The organism is Mycobacterium sp., assembly GCF_035499775.1.
In the GTDB taxonomy this organism is placed as follows: domain Bacteria; phylum Actinomycetota; class Actinomycetes; order Mycobacteriales; family Mycobacteriaceae; genus Mycobacterium.
The window spans coordinates 20,260-40,586 of record NZ_DATJYB010000404.1; the positions used below are offsets into that span (position 1 = coordinate 20,260).

Here is a 20,327-nt window from a genome sequence, read left to right on the forward strand (position 1 = left end):
AATGAACAAGCCAATAAAGCAGATTCATCTGGCTGCGCATTTCCCGGGTGTCAATAACACCACGGTCTGGACCGACCCGGTGGCCGGCAGTCACATCGAGTTCAGCTCGTTTGCGCAATTTGCGCAAACGGCCGAGCGGGGCAAGTTCGACTTTCTGTTCCTCGCCGAAGGGTTGCGGCTGCGGGAGCAGAACGGCCAGATCTACGACCTCGACGTGGTCGGCCGTCCCGACACGTTCACCATCCTTGCCGCGCTCGCGGCGGTCACCGAGCGGCTGGGTCTGACCGGCACGATCAACTCCACCTTCAATGAGCCCTACGAGGTGGCCCGGCAGTTCGCCTCTTTGGACCATCTGTCCGGTGGCCGCGCCGCGTGGAACGTCGTGACCTCATGGGATGCGTTCACCGGCGAGAACTTCCGCCGCGGCGGATTCCTGGCGGAGAGCCGGCGCTATGAGCGGGCGAAGACATTCCTGCAGACGACGAACGAGTTGCTCGACTCCTGGCGGGGCGACGAGATCGTGGCGGACAAGGCCGGCGGCGTCTTTCTGTCCGACCCGAATGCGGGCGCATTCGCGCACCGAGATGCGCACTTCGACATTCACGGCCGGTTCAACGTTCCGCGAAGTCCCCAGGGTCGACCGGTGATTTTTCAGGCCGGCGACTCCGATGAGGGTCGTGACTTCGCCGCCGCGGCTGCCGACGCGATCTTCTCCAGACACAGCACACTGGATGCCGGACAAGCCTTTTACTCCGACGTCAAGGGCCGGCTGGCGCGTTACGGTCGTCACCGCGACGAGTTGCTCATCCTGCCGGCGGCGACTTTCGTGCTCGGCGACACCGACGCCGAAGCCGCCGAAATCGCGCATCAGGTCCGACTGGCCCAGGTGTCCCCGCAGACCGCGATCAAGTTTCTCGAACAACTCTGGAACCGGGATCTGTCCGACCACGACCCGGACGGCCCACTGCCGGTCGTCGACCCCGTCGTGGGGGAAAACACCATTTCGCGCGGCCGGGCCAGCGTCCGCATGCACCGCGACCCGATCGCGATCGCCAGCGATTGGCGGGCGAAAGCCGAGGCGCAGAACCTGACCACCCGCGAACTGATTGTCGAGGTCACCGGACGCCAATCCTTCATCGGATCACCGCAGACGGTCGCCTCGAGCATCAACGAATTGGTGCAGGCCGATGCCAGCGACGGATTCATCCTCGTCCCGCACATCACGCCTGGCGGGCTGGACCCGTTCGTCGACCATGTCGTGCCGTTGCTGCAGGACTGGGGAGTGTTCCGCGCCGACTACACCGGCACAACGCTGCGCGACCACCTGGGCCTCACCCCGCTGGCGGCACCGCGTCGACCCGCCGACCAGGACGCCCCCACCGGGGTCGCTTCGTAACGACTATGGCGACTCCGCTAGGGGTGCTGGACCTGGTACCGATCTCGTCAGGTTCGACCGCGACCCAGGCCTTGCGCAACAGCATCGATCTCGCACGGCATGCCGAGAGATTGGGCTACACGCGATACTGGTTCGCCGAACACCATCTCAATCCGGGGGTCGCGGGCACCTCACCGGCTGTGCTCCTTGCCCTGACCGCAGCCGAGACCTCGACGATCCGGCTGGGTTCGGGCGCAGTGCAAATGGGGCATCGGACCGCGTTGGCCACGGTGGAGGAGTTCGGCTTGCTGGACTCCCTGCACCCGGGGCGGTTCGATCTGGGGTTGGGGCGTTCGGGTGGTAAGCCGCCTGCACCGGCCCGCTCGGCGCCGGAGCCACCGGTCGCGCGGACGTTGACTGATGACCGCACGCCGAATGGACTGTTGATCCCGGGAAGGTTCGACCCGACGCCGCTGCTGAAATCGCCGCGGACGGCGCTGCACAAGGCGCTGCTGCAGCTGCCGGGCGCGCAGTCACAGGACTACACCGAACAGGTCGACGACATTCTCGCGCTGATCGCGGACACCTACACCGCTGACGGCCAAGAGGCTCACGTGGTGCCCGGGGGAGGCGCCGACCTTCAGATCTGGATTCTGGGTAGCAGCGGCGGCGAGAGCGCCGCGGTTGCGGGCCGCAGGGGCCTTCGCTTCGCGGCCAGCTACCACATCGCTCCGGCCACCGTCCTCGAGGCCGCGGACGGTTACCGGGCAGCGTTTCGACCATCGGCCGAGCTGGACCGGCCCCATGTCGCGGTCTCGGCCGATGTCGTCGTCGCCGAGGACCAGGCCACCGCGCGCGAACTGGCCGCGGGCTACGGGCTCTGGGTGCGCAGCATCCGTATCGCTGACGGCGCGATCCCGTTCCCTACTCCCGACGAGGCGCGCGCCCACACCTGGACCGACGCCGACCGCGAACTCGTCGCGGACCGCGTCGAAACCCAATTCGTCGGATCTGCGGGACAAGTCGCCGACCAACTCGAGCGCTTGCGCGACGCCACCGAGGCCGACGAGCTGATCATCACGACGATCACCCACGACCACCGAGACCGGGTGCGCTCTTATGAGCTGCTGGCCGACGAGTGGGGTCGCCGCTGAGCGGACGCAAAAGCAGCCAAAACTAGGTGGTTCTGGCTGCTTTTGCGTCTGCTCATCCGGACCAGCACTGCGTCCGGCGGGTCGACTTCTGGCAGGGTTGACCAGGCGGCAAGATCGAGTGTGATTTATGCCGGCCCCGTGGCTTGAAATGGTGCGCTTCGCCGTATGCCACCAATTCATAGGCAAGGGCGGAGCGCCGCCGAAGGAGGAGCGCTGACATGCAGGGGTTCGGTTTCGACACGCTGGCGCTGCTGACCGCCATTGGTTTCGCCGGCCCGCTGCTGGCGGCATTGCCGCGCTTGCGAATTCCGGTGATCCTGGGTGAGCTGATCGCGGGACTCGTCATCGGCAAGACCGGCTTTGACATCGTCAATGTCGCCAACCCAACGTTTGAGTTGCTCGCGAATACCGGCTTCGCCCTAGTGATGTTCGTGGTGGGCACCCACGTTCGGTTCCCCCGTGGTGAGATGCGCTCCGCGTTGCCGCCGGCGCTGTTACGAGTTGTGCTGTGCGGCGTCGTCGCGGTGGCTTTCGGTATCGGGTTGGCGGCGGTGTTCGGTACCGGCCGCGCCGCCCTGTACGCGGTTCTGATGACCTCATCGTCGGCAGCGCTGGCATTGCCAATCATCGAATCGCTGCGGTTACAAGGGCCCCAAGTGCTATCCGTGACAACGCAGATCGCTATTGCGGATACCGCGTGCATCGTATTGCTGCCGTTAGTGATCGACATCCGCCGGGCGCCGACGGCAGCACTGGGTGCGCTGGCGATCGCGGGCTGCTCCATGGTGCTCTTTGTGTTGCTGCGTACGGTCGACCGCAAGGGCTGGCGTCACCGAGCGCACCGCTATTCCGAGAAACACAGGCTGGCACTGGAATTGCGGGTCAGCCTGTTCGTGCTTTTCTCGCTCGCTGCGCTGGCCGTCAACACGCACGTGTCGGTCATGCTGGCGGGTTTCGCGCTGGGTTTGGTGATCGCCGCGGCCGGCGAACCGCGACGACTGGCCCGTCAGCTATTCGGAATCACCGAGGGTTTCTTCAGCCCGTTGTTCTTCATCTGGCTCGGCGCTTCGCTCCATGTGCGGGAGCTGGGTTCGCATCCGAAATTCATTCTGCTGGGTCTGGGTCTGGGTCTGGGTGCGGTGCTCGCGCATTGCGTGGGACGGCTGCTCGGTCAGCCGCTGACGCTTGGCGTGCTGTCGGCTGCGCAACTCGGGGTACCTGTGGCCGCCGCCACAATCGGCACTGAGCAACACCTCCTCGCCCCAGGTGAAGCGTCGGCGTTGATGTTCGGCGCCTTGCTGACGATCGCTGCCACGTCGGTCGCGGGGGCATTGGCGGCGCGCGCTCAGAAAGCCGAAGCGGCTAAGCCCACCCAGAGCGGGCAGTCAGGGTAGCGCCCGGCGATTGGCAGGCGAGCCGGGATAACCCGGCGGACGAACATCGGCACCCTTTGGCCCCGGAGTTGGGGACTTCTGACTCTGACTGCTGGGTGGCGCGGGGCGGACAGTGTCCGCATGGAGCATTTGACAGCGCTCGACGCTGGATTCCTCGAGGTGGAAGACTCTGATCCGCATGTGAGTCTGGCGGTCGGCGGTGTGTCGATCATGGAGGGGCCGCCGCCCAGCTACGATGAGTTCGTGTCGGCATTCGCCGAACGGGCGCCGACAATTCCGCGGTGCAGACAAGTCCTTCGGACTCATCCACTCGATCTCGGTTCACCCGGATGGGTCGATGATCCGCACTTCGATATCTCACGGCATTTGCACCGCCTTGCGCTGCCACACCCGGGCGGCGACGCCGAGCTGTTCCAGACGATCGCGACCGTGATGGAGCGGCGTCTTGACCGCGAGCGTCCGCTTTGGGAGTGCTGGATCATCGAGGGCCTCAGTGACAACCGGTGGGCCGTGCTCACCAAGATCCACCACTGCATCGCCGACGGCATCGCGACAACTCAGATGTTGGCGAAGTTCAGCGACGACGGCGGCGGCGACACCTTCGCGAGGGACATCAACGGCTCGAAGGAGTCGGCTTGGCCTGCAATGCGTCTGCCGAAATTGAGCCTGAACCCGTTGAGCTGGGTGAGCGGGATTGGGCGCAGCGCACTTGCCGCCGCGGCCACGGCCCAACATTTGGCGGTGGGTGCCGCCGAGCTGACGGCCGGCCTGCTCACCCCGGCGCCCGAATCGTCGTTGAACGGGCCGGTCACGACGATGCGCCGCTACAGTGTGGCCCGAGTCCGGCTGGCCGATCTGCAAAAGGCTTCTCAAGTATTTAATGTGACGCTGAACGACGTGGCGCTGGCGGCGATCACCCACAGCTACCGCAGGATTCTGCTGGGCCGCGGTGAACAGCCGGGCCGCAACTCGCTACGCACGCTCGTTCCGGTATCGGTCCGTACCGCGAACCATTTCAACATGACCGACAACCAGGTCTCGGCGATGCTGCCACTGCTGCCGGTTGATGAACCGGACCCGGTGCGGCAGCTCCAGCTGGTGCACAGTCGGCTCAACCGGGCCAAAGCCAGCGGTCAGAGCCAAGGAGCCAGCGCTCTGCTCTCCGCGGCCAAGAACATCCCGTTTGCGTTCTCGGCGTGGACGATTCGCTTGATCACCCGATTGCCGCAACGAGCGGTTGTTGCCTTGGCGACCAATGTTCCCGGCCCACGCAGTGAGCAGCGACTGATGGGACGGCGAGTTTTGGAAATCCTACCCGTCCCGCCGATCGCCCTTCAGTTGCGCACCGGCATCGCGATGCTCAGCTACGCCGACGGTTTCATATTCGGCATTACCGCCGACTTCGACACCGCACCCGATATCGAGGCACTCGCCGCGGGCATCGAAGACGGGGTCGCGCAACTCGTGACGGCCGGTCGCGCCCAGGCAAGCAAGGCGGGATCCGGCACCCGCGCCGGCTGATCACCGCCTGATAACCGGTTGGTGATCCAGCGCACCGAAAAGATTTGCATTCACTATGCACCCGGCTCGTCAAGTTGACCGCGTCGGGTCGCGCCAAATACCTTCGGACGTGGGAGCCGGGTGATCTCGACCGGACAACGGGGTTTGCACAGAGTGTAATCGCCTGTGCTCCAATTGGTTACAACGAAGTTACCTACCGCACACGATTGGGGCGGCTACCGCAACGTCCCCCGCTAAGACCTGACGAGGGAGCGATCGATGCAGCATGCCGAGCCACCGGGCGACCAATGCGCCGAAGAGGGCCCGGTCTCACGAATTGGCCGGTTACGCTCCGTGATCCGGCACGATCTGCCCTCGTCATTGGTGGTGTTCTTGGTCGCATTGCCGCTGTCGCTGGGAATCGCGATCGCCTCTGACGCGCCGGTGCTGGCCGGCCTCATCGCCGCGATCGTCGGGGGCGTCGTTGGTGGGGCCATCGGCGGATCGCCTTTGCAGGTCAGTGGCCCCGCGGCTGGACTGACCGTTATCGTTGCCGATCTCATTGCCCAGTTCGGTTGGGAAATCACGTCTTTTATCACCATGGTCGCGGGCGTCATGCAGATTCTGTTGGGGCTCAGTCGCGTTGCGCGAGCCGCCCTGGCGATCTCACCCGTCGTCGTGCACGCCATGCTCGCCGGCATCGGAATCACGATCGCGCTGCAACAGACCCACGTACTGCTCGGCGGCGAATCGCGAAGCACGGCTTGGGAAAACGTCACCGCCCTGCCCGCACAGATTGTCGGCGCGCACCGGCCCGGCCTCCTGCTGGGCCTGCTGGTGATCGCCATTCTGATCTTGTGGCGCTGGGTTCCACGCCGTCTGGCCGGTATTCCCGGTGCATTGGTCGCCATCGTGGTGGTGACGGCCATCTCGGTGGTGTTCCCATTCCAGGTGTCCCGCATCAGGCTGGATGGTTCGATCCTGGAGGCAGTGCGACTGCCGGCGGTGCCGCACGGAAACTGGGGAGCCATCGCCATCGGGGTCATCACCGTCACCCTCATCTGCAGCGTCCAGAGCCTGCTGACCGCGGTTTCCATCGACCGAATGCACAACGGACCGCGCACCGACTTCAACCGCGAGTTGATCGGACAGGGCGCCTCAAACCTGGTCTCGGGTGCGATCGGCGGACTTGCGATCGCCGGCGTGATTGTGCGCAGCGCGGCCAACGTCAGCGCGGGCGCGAAAACCCGGGCGTCGACAGTCATGCACGGCTTCTGGGTTCTGTTATTTGCCTTGCCCTTTGCGGGGTTGGTCGAGCGAATCCCCACCGCGGCACTCGCCGGCCTGCTCATCGTCATTGGAATGGAGCTGCTCAAGCCCGCCCATATCGAAACCGCTTTGCGCAATGGTGATCTCATCATCTACCTGGTGACCGTGGTCGCTGTCGTCTTCCTCAATCTCCTGCATGGCGTCATGATCGGACTTGCCCTGGCGATCGCGATGACCGGATGGCGGGTGGTGCGGGCAAAGATCGAAGCCGAGCAGGTCGGCCAGGAATGGCATGTGGTCGTCGAGGGGGCGTGTACCTTTCTGGCGCTGCCCCGGCTGACCCGAGTGCTGGCGTCGATACCCCAGCGCGCTACGGTCACCGTCGACCTCTCGGTCAACTACCTCGATCACGCCGCACACCAGGCGATTAGCGACTGGCAGCGACAGCATGTCGCCACGGGTGGAACGGTCCGGATTCTGGGCGGGGTAGAGATCGGCCGGCTCGCGCGGCGCGCCGTAAGCGACCTGATCGAACCCATCGAACCCGAAGTCCCCCAATCCAAGCAGGCGAAAGTCATTCGTCCCCAAGCCGGGTTATCTCTGGCCGAGCCGATTCCCGAGACAGGGTAGTGCGCTATATCCCTGCGGCGTCGGCGATTTCGACAGCCTTGCGCACGATCGCGTCGATCCGGGCGATGTCGGGCGTTCCCGCGGCGGCCTTGTTCTGTGGCTCGTCCATTGCGCGGCGCATGACGCCTTCGGCGATGATCGCGAGCTTCCACAACCCGAGTACATGCCAGTATTGCAAGGCGGCCGAATCACGGCCGGTCTCTTGCAGATAGAGACGAGTCATTTCCGCACGATCAGGGAAACCGTCCAGCGCGGTGGGCGCGAAGTCGCCGCCGTGCGTTTCACCGGGCGCGATCCAATAGGTGAGTAGACTCCCCATGTCCGCGAGCGGATCGCCGAGAGTGGACAGTTCCCAGTCCAGCGTTGCCGCCACCCGGCCGCCCTGGGGGCCGGGATCGCGCGAAGTAATCAGGTTGCGCAGATGAAAATCCCCATGCACCAGACTGATTTCGCGCTGCTCTGGCGCGGCGGCGGTGAGCCGGCGGGTGAGATTGTCCAGCTCGGGCACCTCTCGCGTCTTGGACAGTTCCCACTGGCCCGCCCACCGCTTGAGCTGGCGCTGCGCATACGGCTTGTGGCTGGCCAGATCGGCGAGTCCCACCTGCGCCAGGTCGACGGCGTGAATCTTGGCCAGGGTGCGCGGCAGGTCCAACGCGATCCGACGACGCTGCTGCGGTGTCAGCGCCTCGGCGACCTCCATGGTGTCGACGACCAGTCCGTCGACGAACTCCATCAACACCAACGGCGCCTCGAACAACTCCGAATCCGTTGTGGTACCCAGTATTTGCGGTACGGGTACGTCGGTGTCCGCCAGCGCGGCGATGATTCGGGCCTCGCGCAACACATCATGGGCCGAGGCCAGCAGATGACCCAGCGGCGGACGGCGCAGCACCCAGGCGCGGCCGGCCTCGTCGGCGACGCGGTACGTCAGGTTCGACTGCCCGAGGCCGATCCGCTGGAACCGCAATGGTGCCTCGAACGCTATGCCCAGTTGGTTAAGCCACCGCGCCACCGCGTCAGGGTCGAGGCCGACAACCTCGCGCGCCTCGGTCATGGGCGGCTCGTTTCCGGCAAGGCCCCGCCTTCACGGTAGGACATCTCAAACAAGGACATATTGAGATGTCCTACACCACCGCCTCAACGACCTCGGCACTCGGAGTGCCGACCCGCTGCAGAGCCTTGTAGAACGCCTGCGGCTCAGCCCAGTCCTCGGGCGCGAACGCGCCGGCGCGCGTGCCGCTCTCGTCGAGTGCCAGCACCATGAACGCGGCGCACGAGGTCCCGGTGATGGCGGCCATGTCGCGCATGAGGTACGACCCCTCGCCTGCGGTCGGTGTGCGCCGGACGGCGACCGCCGGCTTTCCGTCGCGAGTGCCGGCCAGTCGTACCAAAAGGCCGCCGCGGTAGGGATAGGTGCGCCGTAATGCCGCTGTCACGAGGAACTTGATCAACGTGCCCGCGCCGCTCTCCTTGCGGCGGACTTGGCCGATCATGCCGCGCAGCGCATGGCGCCAGCCGGTCACCGAGCCGAACTTGTTCTTGAGGACGCCCAGGATGAAGTCGACCGCCTCGTCGAGCGTCATCTTGCCGTCGTGTACGGCAAGACCGAGGCCGCGGGCCAGGCCGTTGAAGGGCGCGGGGTCGAGCCCGCCGATGCAGCGGATGCGCTCGGCCTCCGGATAGCGGCGCGGCAGCGTGGCGGGCTCGGGGTGCGCGGTCTCGTACATGAGGGTGTCCCCGAGGCCCCCGCCCATCGGCGCGGACCCGGTTTCGACAAAGCTCTCGTGGGTAACCGGCCCGCCGTTTCTGCCAGGTCAGGCAGTCGCCGGCGGCGATGTGCATCAGGTGCTGAAGCATTGCACGCCTCACCTCCGGCCGTTCGTCACCGACCACCCAGCACACGTCGATGTTCGCCACGGTGTCGAGCTCGCTCGCGGCGTCGGCCACCATCACGTTCGTCATGCCCGGCGACGCGCCGCATCCCACGTAGATCGGAATGCCTGCCGCCGCCGCCTTCTCGTGCAGGGAGAGGGCATGCTCGGTGCTCTCGACGTGGTCGTCGAAGTCGAGGTAAGGCACCTTGGCTTGCAGGCATGCCTCGATCACCGGAGCCGACGTGCGGATGTAGGGACCGGCGCCCAGCACGACGAGCGCGGCGCCTTCGACCACCTTGCGTAGGCCGTCGCCGAAACGACCTAATTTCAAACTCAATTCGAGATCGATTCAAGACCGGGAGATCGAGCTGACTTACCCGGACTGGGCGACCTGGGGATCTTCGCCCTACACAAGATCGCCACTTCCGAAGAGCGCCCCGTTGGCGTATGAAGGCGTATTAATAAGTGCACCCGAGTAGGAGATTCCGGTGAAAACAACAGCCGCGGTCCTGTTGGAGGCCGGCAAGCCATTCGAGCTCATGGAACTCGACCTCGACGGTCCCGGTGAGGGCGAAGTCCTGATCAACTACACCGCAGCCGGACTGTGCCATTCCGACCTGCACCTCACCGATGGTGACCTGCCGCCCCGCTTCCCGATCGTCGGCGGCCATGAGGGTGCCGGCATCATCGAGGACGTCGGCCCGGGCGTGACGAAGGTGAAGCCGGGAGACCACGTCGTGTGCAGCTTCATCCCAAGCTGCGGCTACTGTCGCTACTGCTCTACCGGGCGACAGAGTCTCTGCGACATGGGCGCCACCATCCTGGAAGGCTGCATGCCCAACGGATCGTTCCGATTCCACAGCGGTGGAGAGGATTTCGGCGCGATGTGTATGCTCGGCACCTTTGCCAAGAAGGCCACGATCTCCCAGTACTCGGTCGTCAAGATCGACGACTGGCTGCCGCTGGAGACCGCGGTCCTGGTGGGTTGCGGTGTGCCGACGGGATGGGGCAGTGCCACCTACGCCGGCAACGTCCGCGCCGGGGACATCACCGTCATCTACGGCATCGGTGGAATCGGCATCAACTCTGTGCAGGGGGCGGCACACGCCGGCGCCAAGTACGTCGTCGTCGTCGATCCCGTAGCGCTCAAGCGCGACACCGCACTGAAATTCGGTGCCACACACGCCTTCGAAACCGCGGCCGCGGCCGCGGAGAAGGTGCACGAGTTGTCGTGGGGCCAGGGTGCGGACCAAGCGATCGTCACCGTCGGCACCGTCGACGAAGAGGTGATCTCAGCGGCGTTCGACATCGTCGGCAAGGGCGGCACGGTCGTCGTCGTGGGTCTGGCCGACCCGGCGAAGGCCACCGTCCACGTATCCGGAGCCATGCTCGTCCTCGGCGAAAAGACAATCCGCGGGACGCTATTCGGCTCGGCCAACCCGCAGTACGACATCGTCCGGCTGCTGCGACTCTACGACGCGGGCCAGCTCAAGCTCGACGAACTTGTGACGGCGAAGTACCGCCTCGAGGACGTGAACCAGGGCTACCAGGATCTGCGGGACGGCAAGAACATCCGCGGCGTCATCATCCACTGATACGGGCTACTTGCCCTTGTCGCCCTTGGGTGCCGGTGCGTACGTCTGCAGATAGGCGGTGATCAGGCGCCGGGTTTCGGCAATGGTCGCGTCGTCGCCTCGCGGGGAGCGCTGGAAAGCAACATCGAAGAGACGGTCGCCCGCCTCGAAAGCAAGTTCCACGACAGCTTGCGGTGTCTTGGCGCGGAGGAGTTTCCGATCGATCAGGAACCGCCACAGCTGCTCGGCCCACGACAGGTCGAACTCGTGTGCCAGTTCGCTAAGTGCCGAGCTTCGGCCTGCGAACCACAACTGGACGAAGCCCGGGTGCTCACGAAAGTAGTTGAGCTGCAGGTCGATCGTGACGTCGACACTGTCGGCCAGGGTGCGCACTTTGGAGTTGTTCAGCGCCGCGGCGAGTTGCTCGTCGAGCATGCCGACATGGCGGCGCACCAACTGCGCGTCGACCTGGGTGCGATCGGCGAAGTAGTGATAGAGCGACGCCGTCGGAATGCCGGCTTTCTCACCGATCGCCTTCAGTGTGGCGCCCGCGTAACCCTGCTGGGCGAGCAGCGACTCCGCAGCGTCGAGGATGGCCTGCACTCGCTCAACCCCGCGGCGCTGCAAGACGGTTGGCTGCGAGGTCCCCCGTCGCGCCGGCCGAGTTTCGAACACGACTCGAGATCGTATCAGCCGTTGACAGCGGTAGGCGCTCGGGGAAACCGCTAACGGTCTGGCGCTCGTCGGCGTGCCAGTTGTCGTTCACCGTCGACGGCGTCGCGGACAAGAACAAGCAGGACTACACGGCGGGTTGTCTTTACGGCCTGAATCACCAGTCGGCCGACTGGAACCAGCGGCGGAAGTGATCCCAGGCCTGCCCGACGGTCGGGTCAGTCGCTGGCAGCCGCCAGCGCGTCGTTGAGCGTCTTGCTCGGCCGCATCACCGCGGCGGTCTTGTCGGGGTCCGGGTAGTAGTAGCCGCCGATGTCAACCTCGTCGCCCTGGGCCTCGTTGAGTTCGGCCACGATGGTGTCCTCGTTCTTGGCCAGCGCGTCGGCAAGCGGGGCGAAGTGGTCGGCCAGTTTCTTGTCCTCGGTCTGCTCGGCGAGTGCTTGCGCCCAATACAGCGCGAGGTAGAACTGGCTGCCCCGGTTGTCGAGTTCGCCGGTCTTGCGCGACGGGCCCTTGTTGTTTTCCAGCAGCTTGCCGATCGCGGCATCCAGCGTCTTGGCCAGGATTTTGGCCCGCGCGTTGTCGGTCTTGATGCCCAGGTCTTCCAGACTGGCGCCCAGCGCGAGGAACTCACCGAGCGAGTCCCAGCGGAGATGGTTCTCCTCTACCAGCTGGTGGACGTGCTTGGGCGCCGAACCGCCCGCCCCGGTTTCGTACAGGCCGCCGCCGGCCATCAGCGGCACGATCGACAACATCTTGGCGCTGGTGCCCAGCTCCAGAATCGGGAACAGGTCGGTGAGGTAGTCGCGCAGAATGTTGCCGGTGGCGGCGATGGTGTCCAGGCCGCGGATCAGGCGTTCCAGCGTGTAACGCATGGCGCGCACCTGCGACATGATCTGGATGTCCAGGCCGTTGGTGTAGTGGTCCTTCAGATATGTGTTGACCTTCTTGATCAGCTCGTTCTCGTGCGGCCGGTACGGGTCCAGCCAGAACAGCACCGGCATGCCGGAGTTGCGGGCGCGCGTGACGGCCAGCTTGACCCAGTCGCGGATCGGGGCGTCCTTGACGATGGGCATGCGCCAGATGTCGCCTGCTTCCACGTTCTGCGTCAGCAGCACTTCGCCGGTGCCGATGTCCACGATGTTGGCGACGCCGTCCTCGGGGATCTCGAACGTCTTGTCATGCGAGCCGTACTCCTCGGCCTGCTGGGCCATCAGCCCGACGTTGGGCACGGTACCCATCGTTGTCGGGTCGAAGGCGCCGTTGGTCTTACAGAAGTTGATGAGCTCCTGGTAGATGCGCGAGAAGGTGGACTCCGGCATGACGGCCTTGGTGTCCTTGGGCCGCCCGTCGGCGCCGTACATCTTGCCGCCGGCACGGATCATCGCCGGCATCGAAGCGTCCACGATCACGTCACTGGGCGAATGGAAATTCGAGATGCCCTTGGCCGAATCGACCATCGCCAGCTCGGGCCGATGCTCGTGGCAGGCGTGCATGTCCCGGAGGATCTCGTCGTGCTGCGATGCGGGCAGGGTCTCGATCTTGTTGTAGAGATCGACCAGGCCGTTGTTCACGTTGACGCCGAGTTCGTCGAGCACCTCCTGATGCTTGGCGAAGGCGTCCCGGTAGAAGACCTTGACCGCGTGGCCGAAGACGATGGGGTGGCTGACCTTCATCATCGTCGCCTTGACGTGCAGCGAGAACATCACGCCGGTCTTGCGGGCATCCTCCATCTGCTCTTCGTAGAAGTCGCACAGCGCCTTCTTGCTCATGAACATGCTGTCGATGATGTCGCCCTCGTCCAGCGACACCTTGGGCTTGAGCACGATCGTCTCGCCACTCTTGGTGACCAGTTCCATCCTCACGTCGCGCGCGCGGTCCAGGGTCATCGACTTCTCGCCGTGGTAGAAGTCGCCGTGCTTCATGGTCGCCGCGTGGGTGCGGGAGGCCATCGACCACTCGCCCATGCTGTGCGGGTGCCGGCGCGCGTACTCCTTGACCGCCTTGGGCGCTCGACGGTCCGAGTTCCCTTCCCGCAACACCGGGTTGACGGCGCTGCCAAGGCACTTGGCGTAGCGCTCCTTGATCGCCTTTTCCTCGTCGGTCTTCGGGTTCTCCGGGTAGTCGGGAATCTTGTAGCTCTTGCCCTGGAGTTCCTTGACGGCCGCGACGAGCTGCGGCACCGAGGCGCTGATGTTGGGCAGCTTGATGATGTTGGTGTCGGGCAGCTGCGTCAGCCTGCCCAATTCGGCAAGGTTGTCCGGCACCCGCTGCTCGTCGGTGAGGTCGTCGGGAAACTCGGCCAGGATGCGTGCGGCCACCGAGATGTCACTGGTTTCGATCGTGATGCCGGCCGGCTCGGCGAAGGTACGCAATATCGGCAGGAACGAGTAGGTCGCCAGTAACGGCGCCTCGTCGGTCAGCGTGTAGATGATGGTCGGCTGCTCGTCGCTCATGGCGGTTCTCCCGGCGTCACTGTCGTGGGTTTGAGGGGCTCCATCTTGTACCGGCTCCCAGTATTGCGACTCCACGTTACTTGCGACAGGCGCGGGTCTGTTTTGTATGTACGGCCAAACCCGAACGGCGTCGCGACCTCAGTGGCCGGCGTCGAATGCGATGGGCACGGTGATCGGTCCGCCCAACGCGTTCACGGGTTTCCAGGGAGCCGGCCCGGTGCGGCGGGGGTTGGGCATACGCCGTGTCATCACCGTCAGCGCCTCGGCCAACTCGAGGCGGGCGAGGTTGGCGCCGAGGCAGTAATGCATGCCGCCGCCGAACGTCTGGATCGCCGGGGCGCCCTCGCGAGTGATGTCGAGGCGGTCGGGGTCGTCGTAGACGGCGGGGTCTCGGTTGGCCGCGCCGGTGTTGACGACGACGATAGTGTCGGCCGGGATCTTGACGCCGCCGAGTTCGACCTCCTCCCTGGCGACGCGCAAGGTGACGAATGTGACCGGTGAATGGCGGATGAGTTCGTGGACGGCATTGACCGCGAGCTCGGGATGCCGGCCCAGGAGTGCCCACTGGTCTGGGTGGTCGCACAGCATGTGCACAGCGGCACCCAACTGGAGGCGAGTGGTGTCGGTGCCTGCCATCAGCAGCGCGGCGACGAGCATGCGGAGTTCGTCGGTGCTGAGGCGATCGCCTGGAAAATTCGGATCTTCGGCGCGGATCAGCTCGGAGATCAGGTCGTGGGTCAAGGCGTTGCGCCGGCGCTCGATCATGTCGTCGATGTAGGCGTCGAGCGCCGCCCAAGAGGCCAGGATCGTCGGCGTTTGGTCCGCGGCGTTCCAGCCGAAGGCCTCCAAGATGTCATCGGTCCAGTCGGAGAACAGTTCCCAGTCTTCGGGTGGTGCACCCAGTAGCGCACAGATGACCGGGATCGGATATTGGCGGGCGATGTCGGCGACCACGTCGCAGCGTCCCGCGGCGCTGTGGCGGTCGACGAGTCCGTTGACGATGTCGACGATCGTCGTGCGCAACCGTTCGGTCGCCTTGGGGGTGAAGGCCTTGCTGACCAGTCGCCGCAACCGGTGGTGTTCTTCGCCGTCGAGGCTGAGGATGTTGACGGCGACACGGTCCCATAACGGACCGCTCGTGATGCCTTGGGCCGCAAGGAACATGCCCTGCGGCACCCGGAATCGGGGGTCACGGAGTGCCGTGTGCACGAGATCGTAGGTCAGCAGCTCCGGCCCGTAGGGGCCCATCGCGATTGGCGCCTTCTCACGGGCCGCGCGGATGATCGCATGTGCTTCGTCGGGGTGCTGGGCCGCGGCATAATTGATCGTCGGTAGCCCGGCGTCGAAAACATTCGGGCTGCTCGATCGGTCGACGGTGGCGGTCATGGTGGTCCTCCCTGGTCAGTCGCTGTGTTTCGACTATCTGTTTTCCGGAGCGCCAGACCATCGGGGAGAACTCTGAACCCCGCCGAGCGTGCGGCAGCGCGACCGTCGTCGCCGAGCGTCACGGCAGCGTGACATCCGTGGAGTCCACCCCCACCGGCGTACGGGATTTCCACGATGTTTCCGGCTCGCCGCGCCGAGAAGCTGGCTAGCATGACCGAAACCGATCGAAGGATTGAGTTGGACGTGGGCGAGCTGCCAACCGGCACGGTGACGCTGCTGCTCGCCGACGTTGAGGCCTCGACGCGGCTGTGGGAGACGGAACCCGAGGGTATGACGGCCGCCGTCGCACGTTTGGATCGCACGCTTACCGACCTGCTCGCCGCCCACGGCGGGGTGCGGCCGGTCGAGCAGGGTGAGGGTGACAGCTTTGTGGCCGCGTTTGCCCGCGCGAGCCAGGCAGTGGCCTGCGCACTGGAGTTACAGCGAGCACCGCTGGCTCCGATCCGGTTGCGTATTGGTGTGCACACCGGCGAGGTGCAGCTGCGAGACGAGGGTAACTACGTCGGTCCGACGATCAACCGGACCGCGCGGCTGCGCGATCTTGGCCACGGCGGACAGACGGTGGTCTCGGGCACCACCGAGGATTTGGTTGTCGACGCACTTCCGGCCGACGCGTGGCTGACCGACCTCGGCAGGCACGAACTGCGCGGGGTCGCTCGTCCGGAACGGGTGGCGCAACTGTGCCATCCCGACATCCGCAATGACTTCCCGCCGCTTCGGACAGCGAAATCCGTTGCTGAGGAACGTCTCCCGGTGCAACTCACCAGTTTCATCGGTCGCGGTGCGGAGATCGACGCCTTGCGGCAGACCCTCGCCACCGACCGGCTGGTCACCTTGACCGGCGCCGGCGGCGTCGGCAAAACGCGGCTTGCCATCCAGGTCGCGGGCCAGGTGGCCGCCGATTTCGGTGAAGGAGTTTGGTACGTCGACCTGGCACCGATCGCGGACCTCGACCTGGTTCCGGTCGCGATGGCGGGTGCCCTCGGTGTGCCGGATCAGCCGGGCCACTCCACAACCGAGACGCTCATCCGGTTCGTGGCGGGCCGACGGATGCTGGTCCTGGTCGACAACTGTGAGCACCTGCTGGACGCGGTTGCTGCGCTGACCACCGCGTTGTTGAGCGCCTGTCCTGGGCTGACGCTGTTGGCCACGAGTCGCGAACCGATCGGCGTCGACGGCGAGGTGATTTGGCGGGTGCCGTCCCTGTCTGTGGACGACGAGGCCGTCGAGCTATTCGCCGACCGGGCCCGCCGGGCGCGATCCGATTTCACGATGACCGAGGACGACCTGCACGCGGTGCGGGAGATCTGCCGTCGGCTCGACGGGATGCCGCTGGCCATCGAACTGGCGGCGGCCCGGGTGCGCGCGCTGTCGCTCGAGGAGATCGCGGGTAGCCTGCATGACCGTTTCCGGTTGTTGACCGGTGGGCGGCGTACCGCGGTGCGTCGCCAGCAGACACTGCACGCGTCGGTCGATTGGTCGCACACCCTGTTGACCGAGCCCGAGCAGGCGCTGTTCCGCCGGCTTGCGGCTTTTATGGGAGGTTTTGACCTTGAAGCCGCGCGGGCCGTTGCCGGCGGCAGCGAGGTCGAGCGCTACCAAATTCTCGATCAACTCACCCTGCTGGTGGACAAATCGCTGGTGGTGGCCGACAACACCGGCGGCCGGATGCGGTATCGACTGCTGGAAACGATGCGACAGTACGCGCTGGCGAAGCTTGGCGAGTCCGGAGAAGCCGATGCCGTGCGCGCGCGTCACCGCGACCACTACACCGCGATGGCCGGTCTGCTTGACGCCCCGGCGGACACCGGTCACCAGCAGCGTGTCGAGCAAATCGAATCCGAGATCGACAACCTGCGTGCGGCGTTTGCCTGGAGCCGTGAAAACCTCGACGTAGAGCTGGCATTGCAGATCGCATCGTCGCTGCAGCCGTTGTGGCTCACCAGAGGCCGCCTGCGCGAAGGGCTGAACTGGCTCGATGAGGCGCTGGCCGACCGTGACACCGTCGACCGCGAGGTAGCGCCGGCGATGCTGGCGCGGGCGCTGGCCGATGCGGCCCTGATCGACGGCTGGATCGGGGTCCCGGAGCGCAGGGAGCAGGCGATCGAGGCGCTGGCGATCGCGCGCAGCCTCGACGACCCCTACCTGTTAGTCCGCGCTCTCACGGCCTGCTGTGGTACCGGCGAGTTCAGCTCTGAAGAGACGGCGACCTACTTCAGCGAGGCCATCGAGTTGGCGCGTGCCCTGGGCGACAAGTGGCGGCTGAGCCAGCTGCTGGGCTTCCAGGTGTACGGGGCAATCATGTCGGCCGGCGACGCGAAAGCCGCGCTTGCGGCCGGCGAGGAAGGGCGCGAACTCGCCGACGCGATCGGTGACCGCTTCACCGCCGGCGTGTGTCGTGTGTGGGGTAGCGCTGGGGCACGGGGTCTGCTGGGTGACCTGGCGGGCTGCGAAGCGACGTTGTGGGAGGTGATTGCTGACGCAGAGGCGACCGGCGATGCGTTGCGCAGGTTCAATGGCCTCCTCGTGCAGGCTATTTTCCTCGGGTGTCAGGGGAAGACGTCCGACGCTCTCTCCGCGGCTCATCGAGGTAGCGAGTCCGCCGCCGAACTGGGCTCGGTCATTGAGGGACTTGGGTTTATGGGTTTGGGTTGTGCGCATTTCGCTGCCGGCGATGTGGTGGCCGCGCGCCATGCTCTCGCGCAGGGGTGGAGCTGCATACCGGATGTCGCATTTACGGCGTCAAACATGCGGTGGAGAGCCGAAATCGAGCTCGCTACAGGCGACCTCGTGGCGGCCCGGTCGTGGGCAGACCAGGCCGTATCGCTGAACGCCGGATTTCACCGGATGTGGGCACTGGCCGCTCGTGCCCGCGTGGCGCTCGCCGAAGGCGACGCGGAAGCCGCCGAGCGCGACGCGCACGAAGCGCTGGCCTGCGCGGCCGATATCGAGGTACAGCTGAACCTGCCCGACATTCTCGACCTTATTGCGCGGTTGGCCGCTCAAGCCGAGAGCCACCCAGAGGCGGCCCGCCTCTTCGGCGCCGCGGAGGCCATCCGGCAACGCAACGGCGAGGTTCGCTTCCTGATCTACCAAGCCGACTACGAAGCGTCGGTCGGGGAGCTTCGGAATGCCATGGGCCAGAACGACTTCGACGCCGCCTGGGCCGAGGGGGCGGCGTTGTCCACCGAGGAGGCGATCGCCTACGCCCGACGCGGCCGTGGCGAACGCAAACGCCCGTCCAGCGGTTGGGCCTCGCTCACCCCGGCCGAACTGGACGTCGTCCGGCTCGTCAGCGAGGGCTTGGGCAACAAGGACGTCGCCACCAGGCTTTTCGTCTCGCGACGCACCGTCGAAACCCACCTCACTCACGTTTACACCAAGCTTGGTCTCGCCTCCCGCGTCCAACTCGCCCAAGAGGCGGCACGTCGCGCCTGATTTGTCCCGCGAGAAGCCGCCCTGGCAGCTGCTCGCGCTTAGGAAGCCTGATGGTGGCTCAATGAGGCGATGGTGCCGGGTCGGAGAGCATCCATGCGATCAACGAGATCCCGCCGCCCACCACGACAGCCGTCACCGCCGTACCGAGCGCGGTACCGATGGCCAGCGATACCCACCGGGTCGCATCCCGACGCAATAGGGCGGCCAGCGCAGCGGCCAGCAGCAGTAGCGCGGTGGGAAAGCAGACCAACGCAAGCAGCATTGCGCCGCTGATCTGCATGCTCGACAGCATCAGCACGAGGTAGCCGACCAGCGTCAGCAGCGGCCCGAGCGGAAGAGCTCCGATGACGAACCGGCGATCCACCCGCATGCTCGCGGCTAGGTTTCGCCCGGTATTGCAGTGCCCACGCTGCTGGTTCCGGGATCGGGTCCGGCTATGTCGATAACCACGGCGGTGATGTTGTCCGGCCCGCCCGCGTCGTTTGCGGCGTCGATCAGCGCCGCGCAGGCATCGCCAGGATCGGGATGCGAACCCAGTATCTGCGCCAGGGCCGTCTCGTCGACCACTCCGTGCAGGCCGTCGCTGGACAGCAGGATCCGGTCACCGGGCTGTAGCTCAACGGCTGCGGTATCGGGCAGCGCCCGTGGGTACATCGCCACGTGGCGGGTGATGACGTTGCGGCGCGGGTGCTCCTTGGCGTCCTCGATGTCGACCTGGTGTGCGTCGATCAGTTCCTGGACCAGGCTGTGATCACGAGTCAGCTGCTGTAGCTGCTGGCGGCGGCAGACGTAGGCGCGGCTGTCTCCCAGATGGGCGACCAAGGCGCGTGACCCCGTCACGAGCACGGCCACCACCGTGCTGTTGGCCCCGGCGGCGCGGGGGTCGATATCGGCGTACGCGCGGAAGTCATCGCAGAAGCCGGTGAGTGCGCGGCCCAGCGTCTCGGGTGCGGCCGGATCGGCCTCGTCATCCGAGTCGGCCGGCTTGAGCTGCAGGGACACATACGTCGGCAGTAACTCGACCACCAGGCCGGCGGCGAGGGCTCCGTCGGCGCTGCCGGCCACGCCGTCGGCGACGATGAACAGAGACCGCTCGGCTTCCTCGTCCAAGTGAGCGCCCCAGCGGTCCTGGTTGTTCGTCCGCAGGCGGCCGACATCGCTGAGCCCCGCAAACTGCAAACCGGCCGTCACTATGCCGATACTATGGGCCGGCCCGTGTCGCCGCCGGTGATCCGCTCCGATTCGGGCAGGTCGAGGTAGCGCTCGAGGTTGCGGTGCATATTAATGACCCGACGCTCCTCATTCGACAGCGCCAGATGGGTGAAGCCGGGTTGGTGCATGCCGCGCTGCAGGCCCGCAAGCACCCGGACATCCTGGGTGAGGACCAGGCCGGGTTCGGCCTCACCGGCAGTCGTCCGTACGTCCGTCGGCTTGTTGTGCGGTGCGCCCGGGGGCATCCGCGTCATCAGGAACATGACCATCTCGCCCTTATCCGGGTCGGGCCCGGGCCGTGAACACATGATCGTCAAGTGATCGGCGTTGGTC

Annotated in this window: 16 protein-coding genes; 8 read left to right on the forward strand and 8 right to left on the reverse strand. The window is 65.7% G+C overall.

What is annotated here, in order from left to right:
- The first annotated feature begins 1 nt into the window (after position 1).
- The 5 genes from VML93_RS24955 (at position 2) to VML93_RS24975 (ending at position 7,322) form a co-directional block, all read left to right on the forward strand.
- The gene (locus tag VML93_RS24955; RefSeq protein ID WP_325614949.1) at positions 2–1,396 is read left to right on the forward strand and encodes an NtaA/DmoA family FMN-dependent monooxygenase; all 1,395 of its coding nucleotides are present in this window, start codon (positions 2–4) and stop codon (positions 1,394–1,396) included.
- Positions 1,397–1,401: 5 nt separating this feature from the next.
- Positions 1,402–2,529: an LLM class flavin-dependent oxidoreductase gene (locus VML93_RS24960; RefSeq protein WP_325614950.1), complete on the forward strand. Its 1,128-nt coding sequence runs from the start codon at positions 1,402–1,404 to the stop codon at positions 2,527–2,529.
- A 218-nt stretch (positions 2,530–2,747) separates the two neighbouring features.
- On the forward strand, positions 2,748–3,923 hold the full coding sequence (locus VML93_RS24965; protein ID WP_325614951.1) for a cation:proton antiporter: 1,176 nt from the start codon (positions 2,748–2,750) through the stop codon (positions 3,921–3,923).
- Positions 3,924–4,043: 120 nt separating this feature from the next.
- Positions 4,044–5,444: a wax ester/triacylglycerol synthase family O-acyltransferase gene (locus VML93_RS24970; RefSeq protein ID WP_325614952.1), complete on the forward strand. Its 1,401-nt coding sequence runs from the start codon at positions 4,044–4,046 to the stop codon at positions 5,442–5,444.
- A gap of 258 nt (positions 5,445–5,702) precedes the next feature.
- The gene (locus tag VML93_RS24975) at positions 5,703–7,322 is read left to right on the forward strand and encodes a SulP family inorganic anion transporter (protein WP_325614953.1); all 1,620 of its coding nucleotides are present in this window, start codon (positions 5,703–5,705) and stop codon (positions 7,320–7,322) included.
- 4 nt (positions 7,323–7,326) lie between these two features.
- Here the strand turns inward: VML93_RS24975 and VML93_RS24980 are convergent, their stop codons facing one another.
- Positions 7,327–8,376, reverse strand: a complete 1,050-nt coding sequence (locus VML93_RS24980) for a phosphotransferase family protein (RefSeq protein WP_325614954.1) — start codon at positions 8,374–8,376, stop codon at positions 7,327–7,329.
- 70 nt (positions 8,377–8,446) lie between these two features.
- Positions 8,447–9,049 carry a hypothetical protein gene (locus VML93_RS24985; RefSeq protein ID WP_325614955.1) on the reverse strand — a complete coding sequence of 201 codons (603 nt, stop codon included), beginning with the start codon at positions 9,047–9,049 and terminating at the stop codon, positions 8,447–8,449.
- Between the two features lie 307 nt (positions 9,050–9,356).
- On the opposite strand from VML93_RS24985, the gene VML93_RS24990 reads away from it, so the two are divergent.
- Positions 9,357–9,500, forward strand: a complete 144-nt coding sequence (locus tag VML93_RS24990; protein WP_325614956.1) for a hypothetical protein — start codon at positions 9,357–9,359, stop codon at positions 9,498–9,500.
- A 184-nt stretch (positions 9,501–9,684) separates the two neighbouring features.
- Positions 9,685–10,791 (forward strand): NDMA-dependent alcohol dehydrogenase, encoded by a 1,107-nt coding sequence (locus tag VML93_RS24995; RefSeq protein WP_325614957.1) that lies wholly within the window; start codon positions 9,685–9,687, stop codon positions 10,789–10,791.
- 6 nt (positions 10,792–10,797) lie between these two features.
- On the opposite strand, the gene VML93_RS25000 is transcribed toward VML93_RS24995, so the two are convergent.
- The 3 genes from VML93_RS25000 to VML93_RS25010 all read right to left on the reverse strand — a co-directional run bounded on the left by VML93_RS25000 (position 10,798) and on the right by VML93_RS25010 (position 15,284).
- Entirely contained in the window at positions 10,798–11,445 is a 648-nt protein-coding gene (locus VML93_RS25000) for a TetR/AcrR family transcriptional regulator (protein ID WP_325614958.1), read from the reverse strand.
- Positions 11,446–11,660: 215 nt separating this feature from the next.
- On the reverse strand, positions 11,661–13,898 hold the full coding sequence (locus VML93_RS25005) for an NADP-dependent isocitrate dehydrogenase (protein ID WP_325614959.1): 2,238 nt from the start codon (positions 13,896–13,898) through the stop codon (positions 11,661–11,663).
- Positions 13,899–14,036: 138 nt separating this feature from the next.
- On the reverse strand, positions 14,037–15,284 hold the full coding sequence (locus tag VML93_RS25010) for a cytochrome P450 (RefSeq protein WP_325614960.1): 1,248 nt from the start codon (positions 15,282–15,284) through the stop codon (positions 14,037–14,039).
- A gap of 210 nt (positions 15,285–15,494) precedes the next feature.
- Here VML93_RS25010 and VML93_RS25015 point away from each other — a divergent pair, with 210 nt between their 5' ends.
- Positions 15,495–18,782 (forward strand): helix-turn-helix transcriptional regulator, encoded by a 3,288-nt coding sequence (locus tag VML93_RS25015; protein WP_414686438.1) that lies wholly within the window; start codon positions 15,495–15,497, stop codon positions 18,780–18,782.
- A gap of 58 nt (positions 18,783–18,840) precedes the next feature.
- On the opposite strand, the gene VML93_RS25020 is transcribed toward VML93_RS25015, so the two are convergent.
- From VML93_RS25020 to VML93_RS25030, 3 genes are all read right to left on the reverse strand, one after another.
- Complete coding sequence (locus tag VML93_RS25020; protein WP_325614961.1) at positions 18,841–19,152, reverse strand: hypothetical protein; 312 nt, start codon at positions 19,150–19,152, stop codon at positions 18,841–18,843.
- 8 nt (positions 19,153–19,160) lie between these two features.
- The gene (locus tag VML93_RS25025) at positions 19,161–19,973 is read right to left on the reverse strand and encodes a PP2C family protein-serine/threonine phosphatase (protein WP_325614962.1); all 813 of its coding nucleotides are present in this window, start codon (positions 19,971–19,973) and stop codon (positions 19,161–19,163) included.
- Positions 19,973–20,327 (reverse strand): SRPBCC family protein (locus tag VML93_RS25030; protein ID WP_325614963.1); only part of this gene is annotated, 355 nt, incomplete at its 5' end. The genes VML93_RS25025 and VML93_RS25030, both read right to left, overlap by 1 nt.